The sequence below is a fragment of the Streptomyces sp. NPDC002206 genome (assembly GCF_053593595.1).
In genome coordinates, this window is sequence record NZ_JBSFCW010000020.1 from 1 (window position 1) to 22,078 (window position 22,078).

At 69.6% G+C, this 22,078-nt stretch carries 19 protein-coding genes and 1 rRNA gene; 11 read left to right on the plus strand and 9 right to left on the minus strand.

Annotated features, from left to right (window positions below; genetic code table 11):
• Positions 1–92: ribosomal RNA gene (rrf, locus tag ACWCP8_RS28310) — 5S ribosomal RNA — on the plus strand; the annotation flags it as partial.
• 118 nt (positions 93–210) lie between these two features.
• Here rrf and ACWCP8_RS28315 read toward each other — a convergent pair.
• From ACWCP8_RS28315 to ACWCP8_RS28335, 5 genes are read right to left on the minus strand one after another with little or no spacing between them, the layout of a single operon-like run.
• Positions 211–1,521, minus strand: coding sequence for a DUF58 domain-containing protein (locus ACWCP8_RS28315; protein WP_451118932.1), 1,311 nt, complete (start codon positions 1,519–1,521; stop codon positions 211–213).
• Positions 1,522–1,531: 10 nt separating this feature from the next.
• Positions 1,532–2,533: an AAA family ATPase gene (locus tag ACWCP8_RS28320; protein ID WP_355993824.1), complete on the minus strand. Its 1,002-nt coding sequence runs from the start codon at positions 2,531–2,533 to the stop codon at positions 1,532–1,534.
• A complete protein-coding gene (locus tag ACWCP8_RS28325; protein WP_451118935.1) occupies positions 2,530–3,765 on the minus strand; it encodes a DUF4350 domain-containing protein in 1,236 nt (411 codons plus the stop codon). The genes ACWCP8_RS28320 and ACWCP8_RS28325 overlap by 4 nt, the downstream gene beginning before the upstream one ends.
• Positions 3,762–4,451 (minus strand): DUF4129 domain-containing protein, encoded by a 690-nt coding sequence (locus tag ACWCP8_RS28330; protein WP_352262744.1) that lies wholly within the window; start codon positions 4,449–4,451, stop codon positions 3,762–3,764. The genes ACWCP8_RS28325 and ACWCP8_RS28330 overlap by 4 nt, the downstream gene beginning before the upstream one ends.
• Before the next feature lie 4 nt (positions 4,452–4,455).
• A complete protein-coding gene (locus ACWCP8_RS28335) occupies positions 4,456–5,655 on the minus strand; it encodes a glycerophosphoryl diester phosphodiesterase membrane domain-containing protein (RefSeq protein WP_355993832.1) in 1,200 nt (399 codons plus the stop codon).
• Positions 5,656–5,795: 140 nt separating this feature from the next.
• Between ACWCP8_RS28335 and mtnA the strand changes: the two genes are divergently transcribed.
• From mtnA to ACWCP8_RS28370, 7 genes are all read left to right on the plus strand, one after another.
• Entirely contained in the window at positions 5,796–6,941 is a 1,146-nt protein-coding gene (gene mtnA, locus ACWCP8_RS28340) for an S-methyl-5-thioribose-1-phosphate isomerase (protein WP_451118937.1), read from the plus strand.
• 4 nt (positions 6,942–6,945) lie between these two features.
• Positions 6,946–7,635, plus strand: a complete 690-nt coding sequence (gene mtrA / locus ACWCP8_RS28345; protein WP_352262738.1) for a two-component system response regulator MtrA — start codon at positions 6,946–6,948, stop codon at positions 7,633–7,635.
• A 1-nt stretch (position 7,636) separates the two neighbouring features.
• Complete coding sequence (gene mtrB, locus ACWCP8_RS28350; RefSeq protein WP_451118939.1) at positions 7,637–9,661, plus strand: MtrAB system histidine kinase MtrB; 2,025 nt, start codon at positions 7,637–7,639, stop codon at positions 9,659–9,661.
• Entirely contained in the window at positions 9,651–11,516 is a 1,866-nt protein-coding gene (locus tag ACWCP8_RS28355) for an LpqB family beta-propeller domain-containing protein (protein WP_352262734.1), read from the plus strand. The genes mtrB and ACWCP8_RS28355 overlap by 11 nt, the downstream gene beginning before the upstream one ends.
• 96 nt (positions 11,517–11,612) lie before the next feature.
• Positions 11,613–12,368, plus strand: coding sequence for a ComF family protein (locus tag ACWCP8_RS28360; RefSeq protein ID WP_451118940.1), 756 nt, complete (start codon positions 11,613–11,615; stop codon positions 12,366–12,368).
• Positions 12,369–12,664: 296 nt separating this feature from the next.
• Positions 12,665–13,354, plus strand: coding sequence for a ribosome hibernation-promoting factor, HPF/YfiA family (hpf, locus tag ACWCP8_RS28365; protein WP_267004867.1), 690 nt, complete (start codon positions 12,665–12,667; stop codon positions 13,352–13,354).
• Positions 13,355–13,537: 183 nt separating this feature from the next.
• Positions 13,538–14,296 carry a response regulator transcription factor gene (locus ACWCP8_RS28370; protein WP_352262729.1) on the plus strand — a complete coding sequence of 253 codons (759 nt, stop codon included), beginning with the start codon at positions 13,538–13,540 and terminating at the stop codon, positions 14,294–14,296.
• Between the two features lie 13 nt (positions 14,297–14,309).
• Here ACWCP8_RS28370 and ACWCP8_RS28375 read toward each other — a convergent pair whose 3' ends face one another.
• Together ACWCP8_RS28375 and ACWCP8_RS28380 are read right to left on the minus strand one after the other, a co-directional pair.
• A complete protein-coding gene (locus ACWCP8_RS28375; protein WP_355993844.1) occupies positions 14,310–15,485 on the minus strand; it encodes a winged helix-turn-helix domain-containing protein in 1,176 nt (391 codons plus the stop codon).
• Positions 15,486–15,519: 34 nt separating this feature from the next.
• Entirely contained in the window at positions 15,520–16,173 is a 654-nt protein-coding gene (locus ACWCP8_RS28380) for a GNAT family N-acetyltransferase (RefSeq protein WP_451118943.1), read from the minus strand.
• 240 nt (positions 16,174–16,413) lie between these two features.
• Here ACWCP8_RS28380 and secA point away from each other — a divergent pair, with 240 nt between their 5' ends.
• Positions 16,414–19,239 carry a preprotein translocase subunit SecA gene (secA, locus tag ACWCP8_RS28385; RefSeq protein ID WP_352262723.1) on the plus strand — a complete coding sequence of 942 codons (2,826 nt, stop codon included), beginning with the start codon at positions 16,414–16,416 and terminating at the stop codon, positions 19,237–19,239.
• Positions 19,240–19,418: 179 nt separating this feature from the next.
• On the opposite strand, the gene ACWCP8_RS28390 is transcribed toward secA, so the two are convergent.
• Positions 19,419–19,838, minus strand: coding sequence for an Rv3235 family protein (locus tag ACWCP8_RS28390; RefSeq protein WP_352262721.1), 420 nt, complete (start codon positions 19,836–19,838; stop codon positions 19,419–19,421).
• 285 nt (positions 19,839–20,123) lie between these two features.
• Here ACWCP8_RS28390 and ACWCP8_RS28395 point away from each other — a divergent pair, with 285 nt between their 5' ends.
• On the plus strand, positions 20,124–20,630 hold the full coding sequence (locus ACWCP8_RS28395) for a DUF6912 family protein (protein ID WP_352262720.1): 507 nt from the start codon (positions 20,124–20,126) through the stop codon (positions 20,628–20,630).
• Positions 20,631–20,686: 56 nt separating this feature from the next.
• Entirely contained in the window at positions 20,687–21,358 is a 672-nt protein-coding gene (locus ACWCP8_RS28400) for an HAD family hydrolase (RefSeq protein ID WP_451118946.1), read from the plus strand.
• A 66-nt stretch (positions 21,359–21,424) separates the two neighbouring features.
• On the opposite strand, the gene ACWCP8_RS28405 is transcribed toward ACWCP8_RS28400, so the two are convergent.
• Positions 21,425–21,991, minus strand: a complete 567-nt coding sequence (locus ACWCP8_RS28405) for a DJ-1/PfpI family protein (RefSeq protein WP_352262716.1) — start codon at positions 21,989–21,991, stop codon at positions 21,425–21,427.
• Between the last annotated feature and the right edge of the window lie 87 nt (positions 21,992–22,078).

Here is a 22,078-nt window from a genome sequence, read left to right on the forward strand (position 1 = left end):
CGCCCGGTTACATTCCGAACCCGGAAGCTAAGCCTTTCAGCGCCGATGGTACTGCAGGGGGGACCCTGTGGGAGAGTAGGACGCCGCCGAACAATTATTCCGGGAAAGCCCCGCACCTCTGGTGCGGGGCTTTTCTGCGTTTACGGGCCGGCCGTTTCCTGCCGCGGCGACCATGACTCCTCGGCGTGAGCGCATGGTCGCCGGGTGGGATCAGAGGCGGCCTGCTGCCTTGAGGGCGAGATAGGTGTCGGCGAGAGCCGGGGCGAGATTATCCGGAGTGGCATCGACGACCACCACACCATGGCGCTGGAGCTGTTCCGCAGTGCGGCGTCGCTGTGCTTGAGCTTGTGTCGCCGCTGCCGCTTCGTAGACCGCGTCCACTGTGCCTCGGGCGCCGGCCATCTCCTCGATGTACGGGTCGGCCACCGCGGCCACCAGCACCGTGTGGCGCTGGGTCAGCCGGGGGAGGACGGGGAGCAGGCCCTCTTCGACAGGGGCCGCGTCCAGACTGGTGAGAAGCACGATCAGAGAGCGACGAGGGGCGCTTGCCAGCGCAGCGGCGGCGAGTCCTCGGGCGTCTGTTTCCACGAGCTCCGGTTCGAGCGGAGCCATCGCCGTGACCATGGCCGACAGGAGTTCCCCTGCGGCGCGGCCCTGAACCTGGGCGCGGGTGCGGCGGTCATGGGCCAGCAGGTCGACGCGGTCGTCGGCGCGTGTCGCGAGAGCGGCGAGGAGCAGCGCCGCGTCCATTGCCGCGTCGAGCCGAGGCACATCACCGACCCGGCCCGCCGAGGTACGGCCCGTATCGAGAACGATGAGGATGTGGCGGTCCCGCTCAGGGCGCCACGTACGGACAGCGACAGCGGACTGGCGTGCTGTTGCCCGCCAGTCGATGGAGCGGGTGTCGTCACCGGGGACGTAGGCGCGCAGACTGTCGAACTCCGTGCCTTCGCCACGAGTGAGGACACTGGTGCGGCCGTCGAGCTCGCGGAGTCTGGCAAGGCGGGACGGCAGATGCTTGCGGCTGGTGAAGGGCGGAAGGACACGCACTGTCCACGGGACGTGATGATTTCCCTGCCGGGCTGCCAGTCCCAGCGGCCCGTAGGAGCGGACGGTGACTCGCTCCGCTCGGCGGTCGCCGCGACGGGTGGGGCGCAGGAGCGTGGTGACGCGACGGCGTTCGCCGGCCGGGATGTTCAAGGTGTGACGGGATGCGGCCTGCTCCGTGCCGGTGAGCCAGCTGCTGGGTGGCCAGGCGTCGCGGAGGTGCGCGCGCAGCCGACGACGAGAGGGATTGGTTACGGTCAGTTGCACTTCTGCGCCATCACCGAGTCGAACGGTTGTGTCGCCGGATCGGGTGAACTGGAGCGTTCGCACTGGCGCTGCCAGGGCGTAGTCGCACAGAATTGCTAGAGAGAGCGGGGCGTTGACCGCGAGCATGCCTGTCCAGCTCGGGGCCAGGATGCCTACGGGGAGTGACCCCAGAGCGGCGAGCAGTGCGGTTCGTCCGGTGAGGGCCACGGTCAGCCCCTCATCGGGGTACGGGTACGTGGGCGAGGACTGCGCTGATGACGGAGTCGGGGGTGACTCCTTCCATCTCTGCCTCGGGCCGCAGCTGGATGCGATGGCGGAGCGTGGGGAGTGCCAGGGCTTTCACGTCATCCGGGATGACGTAGTCACGGCCGGTGAGCCAGGCCCATGCGCGGGCCGTGGAGAGCAGGGCGGTTGCGCCGCGGGGGGATACACCGAGGGAGAGCGAGGGGGATTCACGCGTGGCACGGCAGATATCGACGACATAGCCGGCGATCTCGGGGGAGACCGTGGTCTTGGCGACCGCGTTGCGGGCGGCCTCCAGGTCGACGGGGCCTGCGACGGGGCGTATGCCTGCTGACGCCAGGTCGCGGGGATTGAAGCCATCGGCATGGCGGGTCAGGACGTTGATCTCCTCGTCGCGTGACGGCAGCGGAACCGTCAGTTTGAGGAGGAAGCGGTCCAGTTGGGCCTCGGGGAGCGGATACGTGCCCTCGTACTCGACGGGGTTCTGGGTGGCGGCGACCAGGAAGGGGTCCGGCAGGGGGCGAGGGGTTCCGTCGACGGTGACCTGGCGCTCCTCCATTGCCTCCAGGAGGGAGGACTGTGTTTTGGGGGGCGTGCGGTTGATCTCGTCGGCCAGGAGGAGGTTGGTGAAGACCGGGCCGGGCTGGAAGGAGAACTCGGCCGTGCGGGCGTCGTAGACGAGGGATCCGGTGACGTCGCTCGGCATCAGATCGGGGGTGAACTGGACACGCTTGGTGTCGAGTTCGAGGGAGGCGGCGAGGGCGCGGACCAGGAGGGTCTTGGCTACGCCGGGGACGCCTTCGAGGAGGACGTGGCCTCGGCAGAGCAGTGCGACGACCAGTCCGGTGACAGCCGGGTCCTGGCCGACCACGGCCTTGGCGATCTCGGAGCGCAGAGCTTCCAGGGATGCGCGGGCTGTGTCGTCGTTCCCGACGGTCTCGGTTGTCCCGGCGGGCACTGGGGGCGGGGCGCTCATGAAGTGCGTACCTCTCTTTCGAGGGTGTCGAGTTGGTCTGCCAGACGGACAAGGGTGGCGTCGTCGGCCGGCTCCGGGCCGAAGAGCAGGGTGTCCAGGCCGCCTTCAGCGGTGCTGAGGCGCGCGGAGACGGCGGGGAGGAGCACGGCGGGGGAGTGGGCATCGCGTGGGGAGACGCCTATGAGGGGTGCGATACGGGTGCGGGTGGCGGAGCGCAGTGAGGAGGCGGCCCGGTCGCGGGCGCTCGCCTTGCGGTAGAGGCGAGCGCGGCCCTCTGTGGATTCGGAGGCGCGAATGGCCACGGGCAGCCGTTCGGTGACCAGCGGGCCCAGCCTGCGGGCGCGCCAGATGGCTGCGAGCACGGCGGCGACTGCGAGCTGCAGGGTGCCCCAGAGCCAGCCCGACGGGATGAGGTCGACGAAGCTGCGGTCGTCGCCGGTGCCGTCACCCGTGCCGTCGTCGACACCGTTGCGGTCCTGAGCGGCGGTGGGATCAGCGAGCGAGGGGAGGTACCAGACCAGATGCGGGCGGGAACCAAGGAGTTGCAGGGCCAGGGAGGCGTTGCCGTGGCTGGCGAGCCGGTTGTTGTAGAGCAGATCGGGGGAGCCGAGGAGGACGGTGTCGCCGGCGCCCTTCTCCTGGACGAGGAGCAGGGTGGGGAGGTGGCCACTTGGGTAGCAGCCGATGGTGTCGAGGCCGTCCGCCGTGTAGCGGAAGCCCCCCGTCTCGGCGTCGCCCGCCGTGCGGGCTGCGGGCAGGGAGCACTGCGGTGCGCGGGCAGCCACCGGGCCGGAGGAGTTCGCGCGGACGCCGGGGGCCAGTGCGTTCACGGACAGGGGGTCTGCCGCGAGGAGGACGGTGCGGCCGGCCGAGTCGATGGTCGCGGCGCGGAGTTCGTTCTGCTGATGCGGCGTCAGCAGGTTCGGGGCGGTGACGAGCAGAGTGGTGTCGGGGCCGGTCGCCGCAGTGGCGTCGTCGAGCGTGGTGGTCACGCGGACGGAGACGCCGCGGTCCTTGAGGAGTTCGGCGACGGCCCGGCTGCCGTGCTGGTCGGCGGAGCGGGGGTCGAGTCGGCCGTGCTGGTCGCCGGAGCGTGCGGTGGCCAGCACGATTCCGGCCGCTACGAGAAGGAGGAGGGCGAACAGCAGACCGCGGGTGCGGGCCCAGACCTGGCGGGGAGAGGAGGAGGCCGAGGTGGGGGACACGGTGGTGGCGGTGGCGACTGCGGTCATTCGGCGGCTCCCCGGTCCGCGGTGGTCAGCAGGGGCTTGGCGCTCTCGAGGTCGCCGTCGAGGGCCCGCACCGTCAGATACGTCTGCTGGTCGACGGTCCGGCCGCCGTATGTGACGTCGTCGAAGTTACGGGCGGCGGCGCGAAGCGGTATCTCGTGTCCGGGCAGTGAGCGGCCCGCCTCGGCGGCGGCCTCGTCGGCCGTGCGGCCGGGGCGTGGGTCGAGGAGGGCGCGTTCTTCGAGGGAGCGCACGATGGCGCGCATGCGTTCCTGGACGGCCTCGTTCCAGCGTTGGGCGGCAGCGTGGGCCTCGGCGGCCGTGCGGTGTTCGGCCGCACTGCGGGGGCCGTCGTCGAAGAGTGCGTCCGTGGTGCGGGGGCTGCGCTGCGGGGTACCCAGCCGCCACCAGAGAGCGACGGCCAGGCCAATGACCACCAGTACGAGGACGATCAGCCCGAGAGGTCCGCCCGGTGCGGCGTTCGAGGCCGTGGCGAAGAGATCGCCGAGCCACCCCCACAGGCGGTCCAGGCCGCGCTGGAGGAGGTTCGGGTCGTTCTCGTGGTACATCGGGTGGGACAGCTCGTGCTTCGCCGCCTCACGGGCGGGGACGCGCGGAGTGTCCACCGGTACGTCGCTGCTCGCGTGGATCAGTAGCCGTGCTGTTGTGGTGCCCCCCACCCCCGACACGGCATCAGCTCCTGGTGTCGTAGCCGGGCAGGCCTGCGGCCCTGGCGAGTTCGAGGTCGAGTGCTTCGCGACGGATGCGCTGGTCCACGTAGAGCAGAGCCATCACACCGGCGGAGAGCGGGTAGGTGATCGTGGAGATGATGACCTCTCCGATGCCGGAGATGATCAGGAACGGCCAACCGAATCCGGTGGAATCGCCGGTGAGGAAGGTGCTCAGCCCGTCGCCGTCCACGATCATCGCGATGATGCCGAACGGGATCGCGATGACCAGGGTCACGATGAGCGTCAGGAGCCAGGTGAGGAGCAGGATGCCGAACATCCGCCACCAGGCGCCCCGGACCAGCTTCGCGGACCGGCGCATCGAGACGGTGATCGACTGCCGCTCCAGCATCAGCGCCGGCGTGGCGAGGCAGAAGCGGACCATGAGCCAGATGACGACGACACAGGCGGCCATGAAGCCGATGAGGATGAGGCCGACGCCTGCGGTGGAGCCCATCAGCGCACCGGGCAGCACGCCCACTGCCATGATTCCGGCGGCCATCAAGGCCAGCAGAAGGGTCAGGCCCAGCAGCTGGAGCAGGCGGGGTCGGGCCTCGGCCCACGCTTCGGAGAGCGTCACGGAGCGGCCCAGTACCGAGCGGCTGATCACCACGGTGAGCATGGATGTGGTGAAGAGCGTCGCGATCAGGGTGATGAGCGTGGACGGGGCGCTGTAGATCAGGGTGGACCGGGCGGAGTCGGCGGCCTGGCGGAGCGCCTCCGCGCCGGTCGCGTTCGGGTCGACCGACGGGGGCTCCGGCAGCAGGTAGCGCTGCACGAGGATGATGGCGATCTGGGCGATCACGGAGACGGTGAGCGTGATTCCGAGGACCGTGCGCCAGTGCGCGCGCATCGCGGACACCGCACCGTCGAGGATCTCGCCGACGCCGAGCGGGCGGAGCGGGATGACACCGGGCTTTGCCGCAGGTGGCTGACCCCAGCCGGATCCCTGTGGCCTGCTGCCCCAGCCGGGGACGGGCGGCGGTGCGCCGTGACCGCTGCCGGGGATGCTCGGTGGGGACCACTGCCCTGCGGGCGGCTGCGTGGGAGACCAGTTCCCGGCGTGGCCGTTGCCGTCCGTGGGCGCGGAAGGCTGGGGGACGCCCGCCTCCTGGCTGTCGGAGGGGGCAGATCCGGGCGAGGCCCAGCCCGGAGTGTCGTTCATTCTCGCTCCTTCACGGTCCTGTCCGCGCATCGAAGCGACAGGTTGGCAGCCATCGTGCCACGCGTTGGTCCGGTACGGGCCGGGTGCTCGATCTCCTTCGCACCTTCATTTGTGGGCGGCTCACCCGGCAGACTGGGCGGATGGCTGATCAGGACGCGCAATCGCCGGTGGGCATCGAGCCCCCCGCGCTTCCCACCATCCGCTGGGACGAGCCTCCGGGAGGCCCTGTGCTGGTCCTCCTCGACCAGACGCGGCTGCCTGCCGAGGAGGTCGGGCTGGTGTGTACGGATGTGCCCGTGCTGGTGCGGGCGATCCAGACGCTGGCTGTACGCGGGGCGCCGTTGCTGGGCATCGCCGGGGCCTACGGGGTGGCGCTGGCCGCTGTTCGGGGTTATGACGTCGCGGAGGCTGCGGGGCTGCTGGAGGGGGCGCGGCCCACCGCCGTGAACCTCGGATACGGGGTGCGGCGTGCGGCAGGGGCGTACTGGGCGGCCCTGGACGAGGGTGCGGATCCACAGCGGGCGGCCGCAGTGGCGCTGGCGGAGGCCAAGGCGCTGCACCGGGAGGACGCCGAGGCCAGTCGGCGCATGGCGCAGTACGGGCTCGCGCTGCTCGACGAGCTGCTGCCGGGCGGCGGGCATCAGCTGCTCACGCACTGCAATTCGGGGGCGCTCGTCTCGGGCGGTGAGGGCACGGCCTTCGCGGTGGCGCTTCGCGCGCACCGGGCGGGGCGGCTGCGAAGGCTCTGGGTGGACGAGACACGTCCGCTGTTGCAGGGGGCTCGGCTGACCGCCTATGAGGCGGCGCGCAACGGGATGGCGTACAGCCTGCTCACGGACAACGCGGCGGGATCGCTGTTCGCCGCGGGGGAGGTCGACGCCGTGCTCATCGGCGCCGACCGCATCGCGGCGGACGGGTCCGTGGCGAACAAGGTCGGGAGTTATCCGCTGGCGGTGCTTGCCAAATACCACCGTGTGCCGTTCATTGTGGTGGCGCCGACCACGACCGTGGATCTGGAGACCGCGGACGGGGCGTCGATCATTGTGGAGCAGCGCTCCGGCCGAGAGGTGACGGAGCTCACATCTCCGCAGATCGGGCCGGACGGCGGGGAGGCGGGCGGACTGCTCGTGGCACCGCTCGGAACCCAGGCGTACAACCCCGCATTCGACATCACGCCGCCGGAACTGATCATGGCGATCGTCACGGAGGAGGGCGCAGTTTCCCCGGTCACGGGGGTCGGACTGGCAGAGCTGTGTGCCAGGTCATCGCAGATAACGATTAGCTAATGGGATGATGTCGATTATGAAGGGACGCGTCCTTGTCGTCGACGACGACACCGCACTGGCCGAGATGCTCGGGATTGTGCTGCGTGGTGAAGGGTTCGAGCCGTCGTTCGTAGCGGACGGCGACAAGGCACTTGCCGCATTTCGTGAGGCCAAGCCGGACCTGGTTCTGCTGGATCTCATGCTGCCCGGACGGGACGGCATCGAGGTCTGCAGGCTGATCAGGGCCGAGTCGGGTGTGCCGATCGTCATGCTCACGGCTAAGAGCGACACGGTTGATGTGGTGGTGGGCCTGGAGTCCGGGGCCGACGACTACATCGTCAAGCCGTTCAAACCTAAGGAGTTGGTTGCCCGAATCAGGGCACGTTTGCGTAGGTCCGAAGAACCGACACCGGAACAGCTGACCATCGGGGACCTGGTCATCGATGTGGCCGGTCATTCGGTGAAGCGGGAGGGGCAATCCATCGCTCTGACCCCGCTGGAGTTCGACCTACTGGTCGCGCTCGCCCGTAAGCCGTGGCAGGTCTTCACCCGTGAAGTACTGCTCGAGCAGGTGTGGGGGTATCGCCATGCCGCCGACACCCGTCTGGTGAATGTGCATGTCCAGCGGCTGCGTTCCAAGGTCGAGAAGGACCCGGAGCGGCCGGAGATCGTGGTGACCGTCCGAGGCGTCGGTTACAAGGCCGGACCGAGCTGACATGTCCCTGGGTAGCGCTGCTCCGAAGCCCGGGGGGCCGGGAGTCCGTACGGGGCGGGCTGCCGGTTCGGGACATGGGCCTTCGCCGTTGGGGAGGCTTCTGCAGGGCGGCCGGTTGTTCCATGACCGGGCGCCCGGCGGTCCTGTGCCGCGACTGCTGATGCGCTGGGTGCGGCGTCCGCTGCTGCCCGCCGTCCGGTTGTGGCGGCGCAACCTCCAGCTGCGGGTTGTCGCGGGCACGCTGCTCATGTCACTCGGTGTGGTGCTGCTGCTCGGCCTGGTCGTGATCGGGCAGGTGCGCAACGGTCTGCTCGACGCGAAGGGCAAGGCTGCCCAGACACAGGCCGCCGGTGGTTTCGCGGCGGCCCAGGACAAGGCGAACGCTCCGCTCACCCCCGGTGGGCGGGGAGGCGATGCCGGTGACGGGGCGACCGCCAACAACTCGTGGCGGACCGAGCTCGTCGATCAGCTCGCCAGTGGCGGCAAGAACGCCTTCAACGTGGTGGCGCTCAGCGCCGACGACGGCACCCGTGCGCCGCGCGGCTCGGGCAGCGTGGAAGCGGCCAGCGTCCCGCAGAGCCTGCGGGAGGCCGTGGACAAGGGGCCAGGTGCCTTCCAGACGTACTCGCTGATCAGGTATGCGAACGGGCAGGAGTCGCAGCCGGGGCTCGTCGTGGGCAAGCGCCTGTACGACATCGACCACAACCCGTACCAGCTCTACTACCTCTTCCCGCTGACGCAGGAGGAGAAGTCACTGACCCTGGTCAAGGGCACCCTGGCGACCGCAGGACTGTTCGTGGTCGTGCTGCTCGGGGCCATCGCCTGGTTCGTGGTGCGGCAGGTCGTCACACCCGTACGGATGGCGGCGGGAATCGCCGAGCGGCTCTCCGCGGGCCGGCTCCAGGAGCGGATGAAGGTCACCGGCGAGGACGACATCGCCCGGCTCGGTGAGGCCTTCAACAAGATGGCGCAGAACCTCCAGCTGAAGATCCAGCAGCTGGAGGAGCTCTCCCGGATGCAGCGGCGCTTCGTATCGGACGTCTCGCACGAGCTGCGGACACCGCTGACGACCGTGCGGATGGCCGCCGATGTGATCCATGAGGCGCGCGTCGACTTCGACCCCGTGACGGCACGCTCCGCCGAGCTCCTCGGGGACCAGCTCGACCGGTTCGAGTCGCTGCTCTCCGATCTGCTGGAGATCAGCCGGTTCGACGCGGGCGCCGCGGCGCTGGAGGCCGAGCCGATAGACCTGCGGCAGGTCGTACGACGGGTGATCGGCGGTGCCGAGCCGCTCGCCGAGCGCAAGGGCACCCGGATCAGGGTGGTCGGTGACGAGCAGCCGGTGATCGCGGAGGCCGACGCACGACGGGTCGAGCGTGTGCTGCGCAACCTGGTCGTCAACGCCGTCGAGCACGGCGAGGGCCGGGATGTCGTGGTGCGGCTGGGGGTGGCCGGAGGAGCGGTCGCCATCGCCGTCCGGGACTACGGCGTGGGTCTCAAGCCGGGGGAGGCGACCCGGGTCTTCAACCGCTTCTGGCGCGCCGACCCGGCGCGGGCCCGGACGACGGGCGGCACCGGTCTAGGGCTGTCGATCGCCGTCGAGGACGCCCGGCTGCACGGCGGCTGGCTGCAGGCGTGGGGCGAGCCGGGCGGCGGTTCGCAGTTCCGCCTGACCCTGCCGCGTACGGCGGACGAGCCGCTGCGCGGATCGCCGATACCGCTGGAGCCCGAGGACTCGCGCCGCAACCGGGAGAACCGGGAGCGGGCCGCGGACGGGGTCACGACCGGTAGTGAGCACCGGCTGACCTCGGTGCCGGCCCAGCAGACCGGCCCGGACCGGTCGCCGCTGCCCGTGTCGGCGCGTGACTCCGTGGCTCCCCGCACGGCGCCCGCTTCGGTGCATCCGGCGGCTCTGCCGGGCAGCGGCGCCCGAGTGGTCGCCCGCCCCGCCGACGACCGGCCGGGTGGCGACGTCGAATCTGCTGCGCACCACCCGGAGCGGGAGGACACGACTCGTGGGCATTGACCGTCGTCAGGACGGCCGTGGACGTGCGGTGGGAGTGACTGCGTTGCTGGGGTGCGGCATCGTGCTGCTGTCCGCGTGCGGCTCGATGCCCGTCACCGGGGACGTCAAGGCGGTCGACGCCTCGCAGCCGGGTGACTCCCAGGTCCAGGTGTACGCGGTGGCGCCGCGCGACAACGCCACTCCCAGCGAGGTGGTCGACGGCTTCCTGGAGTCCATGACCAGCGATGACCCCGGCTTCCGGACCACCCGCAAGTACCTGACGAAGAAGGCGGCCGGCACCTGGAAGCCGAGCGCGTTCACCACGGTGCTCTCCAAGGCGCCGAACCGCGGCGACCGCCCGGTCCACGACGGCGAGCGCAGCAGCACGGAGCTCAGCTACACCCTGACCGGCGAGAAGGTGGCGACGGTCGACGCACAGAGCGCCTACCAGCCGGTCGCGCCCACGGAGTTCAACCGGACCCTGCATCTGGTGCGGCAGAACGGGCCGGACGGCAAGGAGTGGCGTATCGACCTCGTGCCGGACGGTCTGCTGCTCGGCCAGTCCGACTTCAAGCGCCTCTACCGCTCCGTCAACAAGTACTACTTCGCCGCCGGGCGGACGGCAGGACAGTCCACCCTGGTTGCCGACCCGGTCTACGTACGCAATCGGACGGATCCCGTCACGGGGATGGACACCGTGACGCAGACGGTCCGCAGTCTCATCGAGGGGCCGACCAACTGGCTGCAGCCGGTGGTCAATTCCCGATTCCCCACCAGTACGGCGCTGCGCAAGGGCGTCACCTCACTGGCGCCCGACGACCGAAGCGTCCTGAAGGTTCCGCTGAACAAGAGGGCGGACAACGTCGGGCAGCGCTCCTGCCGCATGATGGCCTCTCAGGTGCTCTACACCGTGCGGGACCTGACGTCCGCCCGGGTCGAGCAGGTGGAGCTGCAGCGGTCCGACAGCTCGCCGCTGTGTGTGCTGGGCGCCGATCAGGCGGAGGAGTTCGCTCCGGACGGTTCGTCGGGCGGGCCCGACAGCCAGTACTTCGTCGATGCCAAGGGGCATGTCCGGTGCATCCCGGGATCCACCAGGGGCAGCGGCGATCCGGAGCCGGTGACCGGCCCGTTCGGTGACGGGCCGGTGCGGATGAGTGCGGTCGGCGTGGCCCGTGACGAGCAGTTGGCGGCAGCGGTCTCGCAGAACAACGAGTCCCTGTACGTGTCCTCCATCGTCTCGGAGGGCGAGCTGCCCGCGCCCGCGGTGACCAGCAGCGGCAAGAATCTGAACGACCGTCTGTCGGCGCCCAGCTGGGACGGCCGGGGCGATCTCTGGGTGGCTGACCGGGACCCGGAGAACTCCCGCCTGCTGCGGCTGGCCGGCGGTGCCGGTAAGCCGTCGGAGGTCACAGTTCCGAGCCTGGACGGCGCGCGACTGGAGGCGTTGAGGCTGTCGGCGGACGGGGTGCGGATCGCGCTGCTGCTGGCCAAGGACGGGCACACCACGCTGAAAATCGGCCGGATCGAGCGTCAGGGACCGGCCTCGAAGCAGGAGGTCTCCGTCGTCGAGCTGCGGCAGGCCGCACCGCAGCTGGCGGATGTCACCGCGATGTCCTGGTCGGGCCGGAGCCGTCTCGTGGTGGTCGGCAAGGAGCAGGGCGGCGTGCAGCAGGTGCGCTATGTGCAGGCGGACGGTTCGGCACCGGCCTCGGGTGTGCTGCCCGGGGTGAACCAGGTGTCGGCGGTCGCGGCGGCCGACGACGAGCAGTTGCCGCTGATGGCGGACACCGAGGGTGACGGGATAGTGAAGCTGTCGCCGGGTGACAACTGGCAGACGGTGCTCAAGGAAGGCTCGTCGCTGGTCTACCCGGGCTGAGGCCTGTGCAGGCGGGTGAACAACGGGCCTTGCGCAAGGGCGCCTGCGTTTTCCACAGGGGTGGCCGGGTTCGTGGGCCGGGGGCACAGTGGAGATATGCGGGGGTGGTGGCGGGAGATCGCCGGGTTGGTGCTGCCGGTGGCCTGTGGTGGCTGCGGCAGGCCGCGGAGCGAGCTGTGCGAGGACTGTCGGGCAGCGCTGTACGGGGTGGCGCCGCAGCGGGTGAGACCCGCGCCGGAGCCGGCCGGACTGCCGGTGGTGCATGCCGCCGCCGCCTACGAGAACGCGGTACGGGCGGTGCTCCTGGCACACAAGGAGCGTGGCGCGCTTCCTCTGTCGCGGGCGCTCGGCAGGGCGCTGGCGGGTGCCGTGCGGGCCGTGACGGGGCAGGTGGGCGGTCCGGGGCCGCTGCTGCTGGTACCCGTGCCGTCGTCGCGGCGGGCCGTTGCGGCGCGCGGGCATGATCCGGCAGGCCGGATCGCGCTGGCCGCAGCGAGGGAGCTGAGGCGTGGCGGGATTCCGGCCAGAGTGGTTCCGGTGCTGCGGCAACGGCGCCCGGTGGCCGATCAGTCGGGGCTCGGCGCCCGGCAGCGGCAGGCGAATCTGGCGGGTGCGCTGGAGGTGGTGGCCGGTGGTGAGCGGCTGCTTGCGGCCGAACGGGTAGTACTCGTGGACGACCTTCTGACGACCGGGGCCTCGCTGGCGGAGGCTGCACGGGCGGTCGAAGCCGCGGGCGGGTATGGAAGACCGGGTTCCGGAACGGGGCAGGCGGCCGTTGTCGCAGCTTCTCCGTCTGCCTTCGCAATAAACCGGAACTGCTGGTCGACTTGCATCGTTGCAGGTAGTGAGTAGGTAAAGGGCCCTGAACGGAGGTACGTGCGAGTAGCGGGTGCCGACATCCGGCCGATCAGGCTATGTTCGGTTGTGAGGAATGGTGAATGCCAGACCTCGACGAGTGCACCACCAGTTTTCGGGCAGGCGACTCACCGGTAGCCAGACGTTCAAAAAGATCGGTGGGGTGGAGACCTCCCCGACGGGGGAGGAGGAGGTGGAAGTCACCGAGTCCGCGGCTCCGGCGACCACCGGGGCCTGGTGCAAAAGGGAGATGCTCCGCCGCTGAGCGGAGTGATCCGGGAACGGAGTTCTGCGTGGACATCGTCGTCAAGGGCCGCAAGACCGAGGTGCCCGAGCGGTTCCGCAAGCACGTGGCCGAGAAGCTGAAGCTGGACAAGATCCAGAAGTTCGACGGCAAGGTGATCAGCCTCGACGTCGAGGTGTCCAAGGAGCCAAACCCCCGTCAGGCAGACCGCTCCGACCGGGTGGAGATCACGCTCCGCTCGCGTGGGCCGGTGATCCGCGCTGAAGCGGCCGCAGGCGACCCGTATGCAGCGCTGGACCTGGCCACCGGGAAGCTGGAGGCGCGGCTGCGCAAGCAGCACGACAAGCGCTACAGCCGCCGTGGCAACGGCCGGATTCCCGCTGCCGAAGTCGCCGAGACGGTGCCGGGTACGGCGTCCTTCAACAGTGAGGGCGACCTGGCCGGCGACGGCGCCGGCCCGTCTGTACCCATCACCAGGATCGGCTCGCTCGAGGTACAGGGCGAAGGACCGCTGGTGATGCGCGAGAAGACGCACGTCGCGGCACCGATGACGCTCGACCAGGCGCTCTACGAGATGGAGCTGGTCGGGCACGACTTCTATCTGTTCGTCGACTCCGAGACGAAGGAGCCCAGTGTCGTCTATCGGCGGCATGCTTACGACTACGGTGTCATTCATCTGAGGACCGACCCGCTGGCCGCTGACGAGGCGGGCGGCGCGGGCGGTGCGCTCGGCGGCTGACGCCCCGCATCGGTGGTGCCCCTGGGGCGTAATTCGCGCCAGGGGCACCCGCGTGCGACGACAGAACCACCGCTCTGACGTCCAGGCATGAAATCATGGCGCCCCAAGCCATTCGGTGCTCTGTGAACTGCCGTTGGCGGAGAGTTTTTGAACTTCAGGCCATGGCCTTCAGGGGGAGGAACGATGGCGGACACCTTCGGGCCCGTGCGCGATGCAAATGACGGCGGAGACGACGCTGCCGGTGCCGATACCGGCGCGGACACGGACAGCGGTTCCGGCAAGGAGCCGATCCGCGTTCTGGTGGTGGACGACCATGCGCTCTTCCGCAGAGGCCTGGAGATCGTCCTCGCCCAGGAGGAGGACATCCAGGTCGTCGGCGAGGCGGGTGACGGGGCGGAGGCCGTCGACAAGGCGGCCGATCTGCTGCCCGACATCGTGCTGATGGATGTGCGTATGCCCAAGCGGGGCGGCATCGAGGCCTGCACGTCCATCAAGGAGGTGGCCCCCAGCGCGAAGATCATCATGCTGACGATCAGCGACGAGGAGGCCGACCTCTACGACGCGATCAAGGCGGGCGCCACCGGCTATCTCCTCAAGGAGATCTCCACGGACGAGGTGGCCACGGCGATCCGCGCGGTCGCCGACGGGCAGTCCCAGATCAGCCCATCCATGGCGTCCAAATTGCTCACCGAGTTCAAGTCGATGATCCAGCGGACCGACGAGCGCCGACTGGTGCCGGCGCCGCGGCTGACCGATCGGGAGCTCGAAGTCCTCAAACTGGTTGCCACGGGCATGAACAATCGCGATATCGCGAAGGAGCTGTTCATTTCCGAGAACACCGTGAAGAACCACGTCCGCAACATTCTGGAGAAGCTGCAGCTGCACTCCAGGATGGAAGCAGTGGTCTATGCCATGCGGGAGAAGATCCTCGAGATCAGGTAAAGCAACGGCATGGTCAATTGAGGGCGCGGGCGATTTCCTGGGCGAGCGGCTCGCGCAGCTCCGGTGCGTCGACCCGCTCCAGTCGTACGTCCGTACAGCCGACCCAGGACGCCGCCCCCACCAGGGCCTCGGCCATAGGCGCCACGGCCTTCCTGCCCGCCAGGGACACCTGCCGGGCGACCAGCGTGGTGCCCTCGCGTGCCGGATCGACCCGGCCCTGCAGCTTGCCGCCGGCCAGCAGCGGCATCGCGAAATAGCCGTGGATCCGCTTGGGCTTGGGGACGTACGCCTCCAGGCGGTGCGTGAAGCCGAATATCCGCTCCGTCCGGGCCCGCTCCCAGATCAGTGAGTCGAACGGCGACAGCAGCGTCGTACGGTGTCGTCCGCGGGGCTCCGAGGCCAGCGCCGCCGGGTCGGCCCAGGCGGGCTTCGCCCAGCCCTCCACCGTCACCGGTACCAGACCGGAGTCCGCCACCACCGCGTCGAACTGCTCGCCCCTGATCCGGTGGTAGTCCGCGATGTCGGCGCGGGTGCCGACCCCCAGGGACTGGCCCGCAAGCGCGACCAGCCGGCGCAGGCACTCCCTGTCGTCCAGATCGTCGTGGAGCACGGCATCGGGCAGGGCGCGCTCCGCGAGGTCGTAGACCCGCTTCCAGCTGCGCCGCTCGGTGCACACCACCTCGCCGTACATCAGGGCCCGCTCGACGGCGACCTTCGACGCGGACCAGTCCCACCACTCCCCGCCGTTCTTCGCGCCGCCCAGCTCCGTCGCCGTCAGCGGGCCCTCGGCGCGCAGCTGCTTGATCACCGTGTCGTAGGCCCCGTCCGGCAGGTCGTGGTGCCAGTGCGGGCGCGAGCGGTAGGCGCGGCGACGGAACGCGAAGTGCGGCCACTCCTCGACCGGAAGGATGCACGCCGCATGCGACCAGTACTCGAAGCTGCGGCCGGCCGACCAGTACGCGTCCTCGACCGTGCGCCGGCCCACGGCGCCGAGGCGTGCGTACGGGATCAGTTCGTGCGAGCGGGCCAGCACCGAGATCGTGTCGAGCTGTACGGCGCCGAGGTGCCGCAGCACGCCCGGCACCCCGGCCCGGTGGTCCGGCGCGCCGAGGAAACCCTGGGCGCGCAGGGCGATTCTGCGGGCCTGGTCGGCGGAGAGTTCGGCGGCGGGAGGCGGCACTGGCGTCATGTCTCGCACCCTAGAGGGCGGCACTGACATCCGTTCACGGTGCGGTGGACAGACCTGTGGGGAGCCCGGGGACCGGACCGGAGGAGAGGCCGGCCGAGGGGGCGACGGCGGTGGGGGCCGTGGCCGGGAGATACGGGTGGGCTCCCGGCAGGCCGAGGTCGGAAGGGAGCAGCGCACCGACCCAGATGTCCCGCCGCACCCCCTTGTTCAGCAGCCCCGACCGCTGGTCGCCCTCCATGCGGAAGCCCGCTCGCCGCGCCACGGCCCGCGAGGGTTCGTTGCCCACCTCGGCCCGCCACTCCAGCCGGTCCCCGCCGAGCGAGGTGAAGGTCCAGTGGGCCGCGGCCCGTACCGCCTCCGTCATGTAACCGAGACCGCGGTGCTGCTGCGCAGTCCAGAACCCCACCTCGTACGTGCCGTGCAGGTTGCGGCGGTTGATGCCGAGCGCACCTGTCATGGCCCCGCCGTCGCGCAGAACCACCGCGAAGTTGTACATCGAGTCGTCCTGCCAGCCGCCGGGGGACAGCTTCCGGGTGAAGAGTTCCGCGTCGGCGTGGGTGTACGGGGAAGGGACGACCGTCCAGCGCTGGATGTCCGGGTCCTGACAGGCGGCGTACACCTCGTCCGCGTCGCCCTCGCGGAAGGCGCGCAGCAGCAGACGCTCGGTCGTGAGAGTGATCGGCTCCATGTACGGATTCTGGTGAGGTACCGACGGTGATGCGAGCACTTTTCGGGGTTCCCGGCACCTTCGGGGCCCTCTGTCCGTTGACTCGGAGGGGCCCAGTGGGGGCAACGCGGCGGCAGCCCTCCCGGCGCGGCGGGGTCCTCGCTTACGATGGCCGTTGCGGTGGGGCCCACCTGCCGTGCCCGCGCCAGTGTCCATAACACGACCCAGTGCCAGGCCCGACCGGCAAGGAGACCAGCCTCAGTGTCCGTCTTCAACAAGCTCATGCGTGCAGGCGAAGGTAAGATCCTGCGCAAACTGCACCGCATCGCGGACCAGGTCAGCTCCATCGAAGAGGACTTCGTCAACCTCTCCGACGCCGAGCTGCGGGCGCTCACCGACGAGTACAAGGAACGGTACGCGGACGGCGAGAGCCTGGACGACCTGCTTCCCGAGGCATTCGCAACGGTCCGAGAGGCCGCGAAGCGTGTCCTCGGACAGCGCCATTACGACGTCCAGATGATGGGCGGCGCGGCCCTGCACCTCGGCTACGTGGCCGAGATGAAGACCGGTGAGGGCAAGACCCTCGTCGGCACCCTGCCCGCGTATCTCAACGCGCTCTCCGGCAAGGGCGTGCACTTGATCACGGTCAATGACTATCTGGCCGAGCGAGACTCCGAAATGATGGGCCGGGTCCACAAGTTCCTGGGCCTGACCGTCGGCTGCATCCTGGCCAACATGACGCCGGCCCAGCGCCGCGAGCAGTACGCCTGCGACATCACGTACGGCACGAACAACGAGTTCGGATTCGACTACCTCCGCGACAACATGGCGTGGTCCGCGGACGAGCTCGTCCAGCGCGGCCACAACTTCGCCGTGGTCGACGAGGTCGACTCGATCCTCGTCGACGAGGCCCGTACGCCGCTGATCATCTCCGGCCCGGCCGACCAGGCCACCAAGTGGTACGGCGACTTCGCCAAGCTGGTCACGCGTCTGGCCAAGGGCGAGGCCGGCAACCCGCTCAAGGGCATCGAGGAGACCGGCGACTACGAGGTCGACGAGAAGAAGCGGACCGTCGCCATCCATGAGCCCGGTGTCGCGAAGGTCGAGGACTGGCTCGGCATCGAGAACCTCTACGAGTCGGTGAACACCCCCCTCGTCGGGTACCTCAACAACGCCATCAAGGCCAAGGAGCTCTTCAAGAAGGACAAGGACTACGTCGTCATCGACGGCGAAGTCATGATCGTCGACGAGCACACCGGCCGTATCCTCGCCGGCCGCCGCTACAACGAGGGCATGCACCAGGCGATCGAGGCGAAGGAAGGGGTGGACATCAAGGATGAGAACCAGACTCTCGCCACGATCACCCTGCAGAACTTCTTCCGCCTCTACGGCAAGCTCTCCGGCATGACCGGTACGGCGATGACCGAGGCCGCCGAGTTCCACCAGATCTACAAGCTGGGCGTCGTGCCGATCCCGACGAATCGGCCGATGGTCCGCCAGGACCAGTCCGACCTGATCTACCGCACCGAGGTCGCGAAGTTCGCCGCAGTCGTCGACGACATCGCCGACAAGCACGAGAAGGGCCAGCCGATCCTGGTCGGCACCACCTCGGTCGAGAAGTCCGAGTACCTCTCGCAGCAGCTCTCCAAGCGCGGTGTGCAGCACGAGGTGCTCAACGCCAAGCAGCACGACCGTGAGGCGACGATCGTCGCCCAGGCCGGCCGCAAGGGCGCGGTCACGGTCGCGACGAACATGGCGGGCCGCGGCACGGACATCAAGCTCGGCGGCAACCCCGACGACCTCGCCGAGGCGGAACTGCGCCAGCGCGGTCTCGACCCCGTCGAGCACGTCGAGGAGTGGGCGGCCGCGCTGCCCGCCGCCCTGGCGAGGGCCGAGCAGGCCGTGAAGGCGGAGTTCGAAGAGGTCAAGGAGCTCGGCGGGCTGTACGTGCTCGGTACCGAGCGGCACGAGTCGCGGCGTATCGACAACCAGCTGCGCGGTCGTTCCGGCCGTCAGGGCGACCCGGGCGAGTCCCGCTTCTACCTGTCGCTGGGTGACGACCTGATGCGGCTGTTCAAGGCGCAGATGGTCGAGCGCGTCATGTCGATGGCGAATGTGCCGGACGACGTGCCGATCGAGAACAAGATGGTGACGCGGGCCATCGCGTCCGCGCAGTCGCAGGTCGAGCAGCAGAACTTCGAGACGCGTAAGAACGTCCTGAAGTACGACGAGGTGCTCAACCGGCAGCGTGAGGTCATCTACGGTGAGCGCCGTCGCGTCCTCCAGGGTGAGGACCTGCAGGAGCAGATCCGCCACTTCATGGACGACACCATCGACGACTACATCCGGCAGGAGACCGCCGAGGGCTTCGCCGAGGAGTGGGACCTCGACCGGCTGTGGGGTGCGTTCAAGCAGCTCTATCCGGTGAAGGTCACCGTCGACGAGCTGGAGGACGCGGCCGGGGACCGGGCCGGGATCACCGCCGAGTTCATCGGCGAGTCCATCAAGGACGACATCCACGAGCAGTACGACGAGCGCGAGAAGCAGCTCGGCTCGGACATCATGCGTGAGCTCGAGCGGCGTGTGGTGCTGTCCGTCCTGGACCGCAAGTGGCGTGAGCACCTCTACGAGATGGACTATCTCCAGGAGGGCATCGGCCTGCGGGCCATGGCGCAGAAGGATCCGCTGGTCGAGTACCAGCGCGAGGGCTTCGACATGTTCAACGCCATGATGGAGGGCATCAAGGAGGAGTCCGTCGGCTACCTGTTCAACCTGGAGGTCCAGGTCGAGCAGCAGGTCGAGGAGGTTCCGGTGAAGGATGCGGCCGAGCGGCCGTCGCTGTCCAAGGAGGACACCGCGGTTCCGGCCGGGGCGCGTCCGGAGATCCGTGCCAAGGGGCTGGACGCTCCGCAGCGTCCCGACCGGCTGCACTTCTCCGCTCCTACGGTGGACGGGGAGGGCGGCATCGTCGAGGGCGACTTCTCCAACGGTGACGGTGGAGCGGTGTCGGAGTCGGACGGGCTGACCCGGGCGGAGCGGCGCAGGGCGCAGAAGAACGGTGGTGGCGGGCGGCGCCGCAAGAAGTAGTTTGCGGTTGCTGTGGAGCCTGTGGCTCTTCGGCGTGGGTTTGTGTTGCAGGGCGGCCGGGGCCGGGCACCGAAGGGTGTCCGGCCCCAGCCGTGTGTGGGGCCGGGTGGGGGGCGCCGGGGCACCCGGTGGACGCTTCGTCCTCGATCGCCGGGTGGGCCCTGGGCGGCGGACGGGTTTCATTTGGTGGTCGGGGTGGGGGTGCCGAGTTCTACTGCGGCGCAGCGCCAGCGGAGGTCGGGGCCCTGTTCCAGGCGGAAGGCCATTGCTCGTACCTGTTCGCCCGCCGCGATGCTCGCGCAGGCCTCCACCACGCCCGGGGCGGGCTGCGCACCGTGGCACTGGCGCACCACCGGGCGGGCGCCGCGGGCCCTCAGCGGGGTGGTCGGGGCCAGTTCGGCGAGCTGGTCGTACGCCTCGCCGATCGTGTGACCCAGCATCCAGTGCACCGGGCGCTGGCCGCTGAGGACCGCCAGGAGGCGCTCCGCGAACCAGTGGTGCGGGCGCAGCGTCCGCTGAGGTGTCCGGCGCTGCGACGGTACGGTCTCGGGCCTGCGCCGGTCGTGGCGTCCGGCGGGCCGGGTCCTGTTCACGCTCATCATTGATCGCCCCCGTGATCCGAGCCCGGTTCATACCGGGCGGTAACTTCTGCTGTGGATCTTCTACGGGGGCGGCGGACGCGACCGCAAGCGCCGAGGGGCTGCGTGGCGCGGTGCGTGAAGTTCACCTATCCGGGTGACGGACCCGGTGCCGCAAGGCTATGGGAGGGCGTGGGGAGGGTGACGGGCGGTTGCCGGGTGGACGGGTCGGGGGCCGTACTCGTAACCCCGAAGGGGGACGCGCACGTATCCTGAGGGCGTCTCCGACTACGAAAGCGGCCAGCCATGCGCGTGTACGTCCCCCTGACCCTCTCCGGTCTCGCAGCGGCGCACCGGGCGGGCGAAATCGGCCCCGGTCCGCTGACCGCGTACGCGGTGACTCCCGCGCTGCGTGAGTGGTACGTCTCCGACGACATCGAGGAGCTGGAGTACGCGGCACTGAACCGGGCCGCGGCCGCTTCGCTGCGCCTGATCGCCGGGGACCCCGGTGCGGTGCGCAGGCGGGTGGTCGTCGCCGTCGACGTGCCGGACGGGCAGGCCGTCGCCGACCCCGACCACAGCATGGACCCCTCGTCGCTCGGCGAGGTGCGCATCGCTTCCGCGGTGGCGCTGGCGAAGGCGGCCGCGGTGCATGTCGACGCGGACGACGCGGAGAAGGACGTGGCGGCGGCCGCGTCGGTGCTCGGCGCCGCGGACCTCGGCGACGACGACGCGCAGTTCGTCGTGGACGGCGCGGAGGACCATGAGCTGCTCTGGTTCGGGGTGCAGGAGATTCCCAACCTGATCGGCTGACGGGCGCGGGCCGAGCGCGCGGAATCGTTGTCGTACCCGGCGGGTATTTTCATTCCATGGGGACGAACGGGAAGCACCGCATACATCTGGTCTGGGACTGGAACGGCACACTGCTCGACGACAACGCAGCGGTCATCGGTGCGACGAACGCCGCGTTCGCCGAGGTCGGCCTGGAGCCGATCACGCTTGAGCAGTACCGCGAGATGTACTGCATCCCTATCCCGCGCTTCTACGAGCGGCTGATGGGCCGGCTGCCCACCGAGGCCGAGTGGGAGCGGATGGACGGGATCTTCCACCGGTACTACATGGAGCAGCGGGTCGTCTGTGGTCTCACCGCAGGTGTCGAGGAGCTGCTCGCGGAGTGGCAGCTGGCCGGCCGTAGTCAGTCGCTGCTGAGCATGTACGTCCACGAGCAGCTGGTTCCGGTGGTGCGGGGGTACGGAATCGAGCGGCACTTCACGCGGGTCGACGGCCGCACCGGGCCGTCCGGCGGCAGCAAGGCGCAGCACATGGAGCGGCACCTCGCCGCGATGGGCGGGGTGTCTCCCGATTACACGGTGGTGATCGGTGACGCGGTGGACGACGCGGTGGCCGCGGCGCATGTCGGTGCGCGCGCGGTGCTCTACACCGGGGGGTCGCACAGCCGGAGCAGCCTGGAGCAGGCCGGGGTGCCGGTGGTGGACAGCCTGGGCGAGGCTGTGGCGCTCGCCGAGCAGATGGCCGGCTGAGGGGGCGCGGGACCGCCGGGCCGGAGGATGAGCCCCGGAAAGGCCCGGAATGATCCGAGAGAGGGCTTAGAGCGCCGGGGCCGTGGCGCGCAGGACCTTCAGGAATTCGCGCATCCAGGCCGAGTGGTCCGGCCAGGCACGCGACGAGATCAGGGTGCCGTCGACCACCGCTTCGTGGTCCTCGAAGCTGGCGCCCGCCGCCTGCATGTCGAGTTCCAGTGCGGGGTAGGCCGTGACGCGGCGGCCGCCCAGTTCGCCGATCGCCGCCGTCAGCAGAGGGCCGTGGCAGATCTGGGCCACCGGCTTGTCCGTGTCGAAGAAGGCCTTGAGGATCTTGCGGAGCTCGGCGTCGTTGCGCAGGTACTCGGGGGCGCGTCCGCCGGGGATGACCACGGCGACGTAGTCGCCGGCGTCCACCTCGGAGAACGCCAGGTCGGCCGGCCAGGTGTACCCGGGCTTCTCGGTGTACGTGTCGAAGCCGGGTTCGAAGTCGTGGATCACGAAGCGGAGCGTCTTGCGGGCGGGGGCCGCGATATGGACGTCGTACCCCTCCTCGCGCAGCCGCTGGTACGGGTAGAGGACCTCCAGGGACTCGGCAGCGTCGCCGGTGACGATCAGGACCTTCGGTGCCATGGTGCGGCTCCCCTCGCGCGGACGTCTCCCATAAGCGTGCATCTGTCCGTCGCGCGCTGTCCAGAGTGTCAAAGTTCGGGACCATCT

Bases quoted from the DNA above. Each gene is read 5' to 3' on its own strand.
- mtrA (WP_352262738.1), top strand. From the start codon at position 6,946: ATGATGTCGATTATGAAGGGACGCGTCCTTGTCGTCGACGACGACACC.
- mtrB (WP_451118939.1), top strand. From the start codon at position 7,637: ATGTCCCTGGGTAGCGCTGCTCCGAAGCCCGGGGGGCCGGGAGTCCGT.
- ACWCP8_RS28325 (WP_451118935.1), bottom strand. From the start codon at position 3,765: ATGACCGCAGTCGCCACCGCCACCACCGTGTCCCCCACCTCGGCCTCC.
- ACWCP8_RS28335 (WP_355993832.1), bottom strand. From the start codon at position 5,655: ATGAACGACACTCCGGGCTGGGCCTCGCCCGGATCTGCCCCCTCCGAC.
- ACWCP8_RS28380 (WP_451118943.1), bottom strand. From the start codon at position 16,173: ATGGAGCCGATCACTCTCACGACCGAGCGTCTGCTGCTGCGCGCCTTC.
- ACWCP8_RS28390 (WP_352262721.1), bottom strand. From the start codon at position 19,838: ATGAGCGTGAACAGGACCCGGCCCGCCGGACGCCACGACCGGCGCAGG.
- ACWCP8_RS28400 (WP_451118946.1), top strand. From the start codon at position 20,687: ATGGGGACGAACGGGAAGCACCGCATACATCTGGTCTGGGACTGGAAC.
- ACWCP8_RS28375 (WP_355993844.1), bottom strand. From the start codon at position 15,485: ATGACGCCAGTGCCGCCTCCCGCCGCCGAACTCTCCGCCGACCAGGCC.
- ACWCP8_RS28405 (WP_352262716.1), bottom strand. From the start codon at position 21,991: ATGGCACCGAAGGTCCTGATCGTCACCGGCGACGCTGCCGAGTCCCTG.
- mtnA (WP_451118937.1), top strand. From the start codon at position 5,796: ATGGCTGATCAGGACGCGCAATCGCCGGTGGGCATCGAGCCCCCCGCG.
- ACWCP8_RS28395 (WP_352262720.1), top strand. From the start codon at position 20,124: ATGCGCGTGTACGTCCCCCTGACCCTCTCCGGTCTCGCAGCGGCGCAC.
- ACWCP8_RS28360 (WP_451118940.1), top strand. From the start codon at position 11,613: ATGCGGGGGTGGTGGCGGGAGATCGCCGGGTTGGTGCTGCCGGTGGCC.
- ACWCP8_RS28370 (WP_352262729.1), top strand. From the start codon at position 13,538: ATGGCGGACACCTTCGGGCCCGTGCGCGATGCAAATGACGGCGGAGAC.
- ACWCP8_RS28320 (WP_355993824.1), bottom strand. From the start codon at position 2,533: ATGAGCGCCCCGCCCCCAGTGCCCGCCGGGACAACCGAGACCGTCGGG.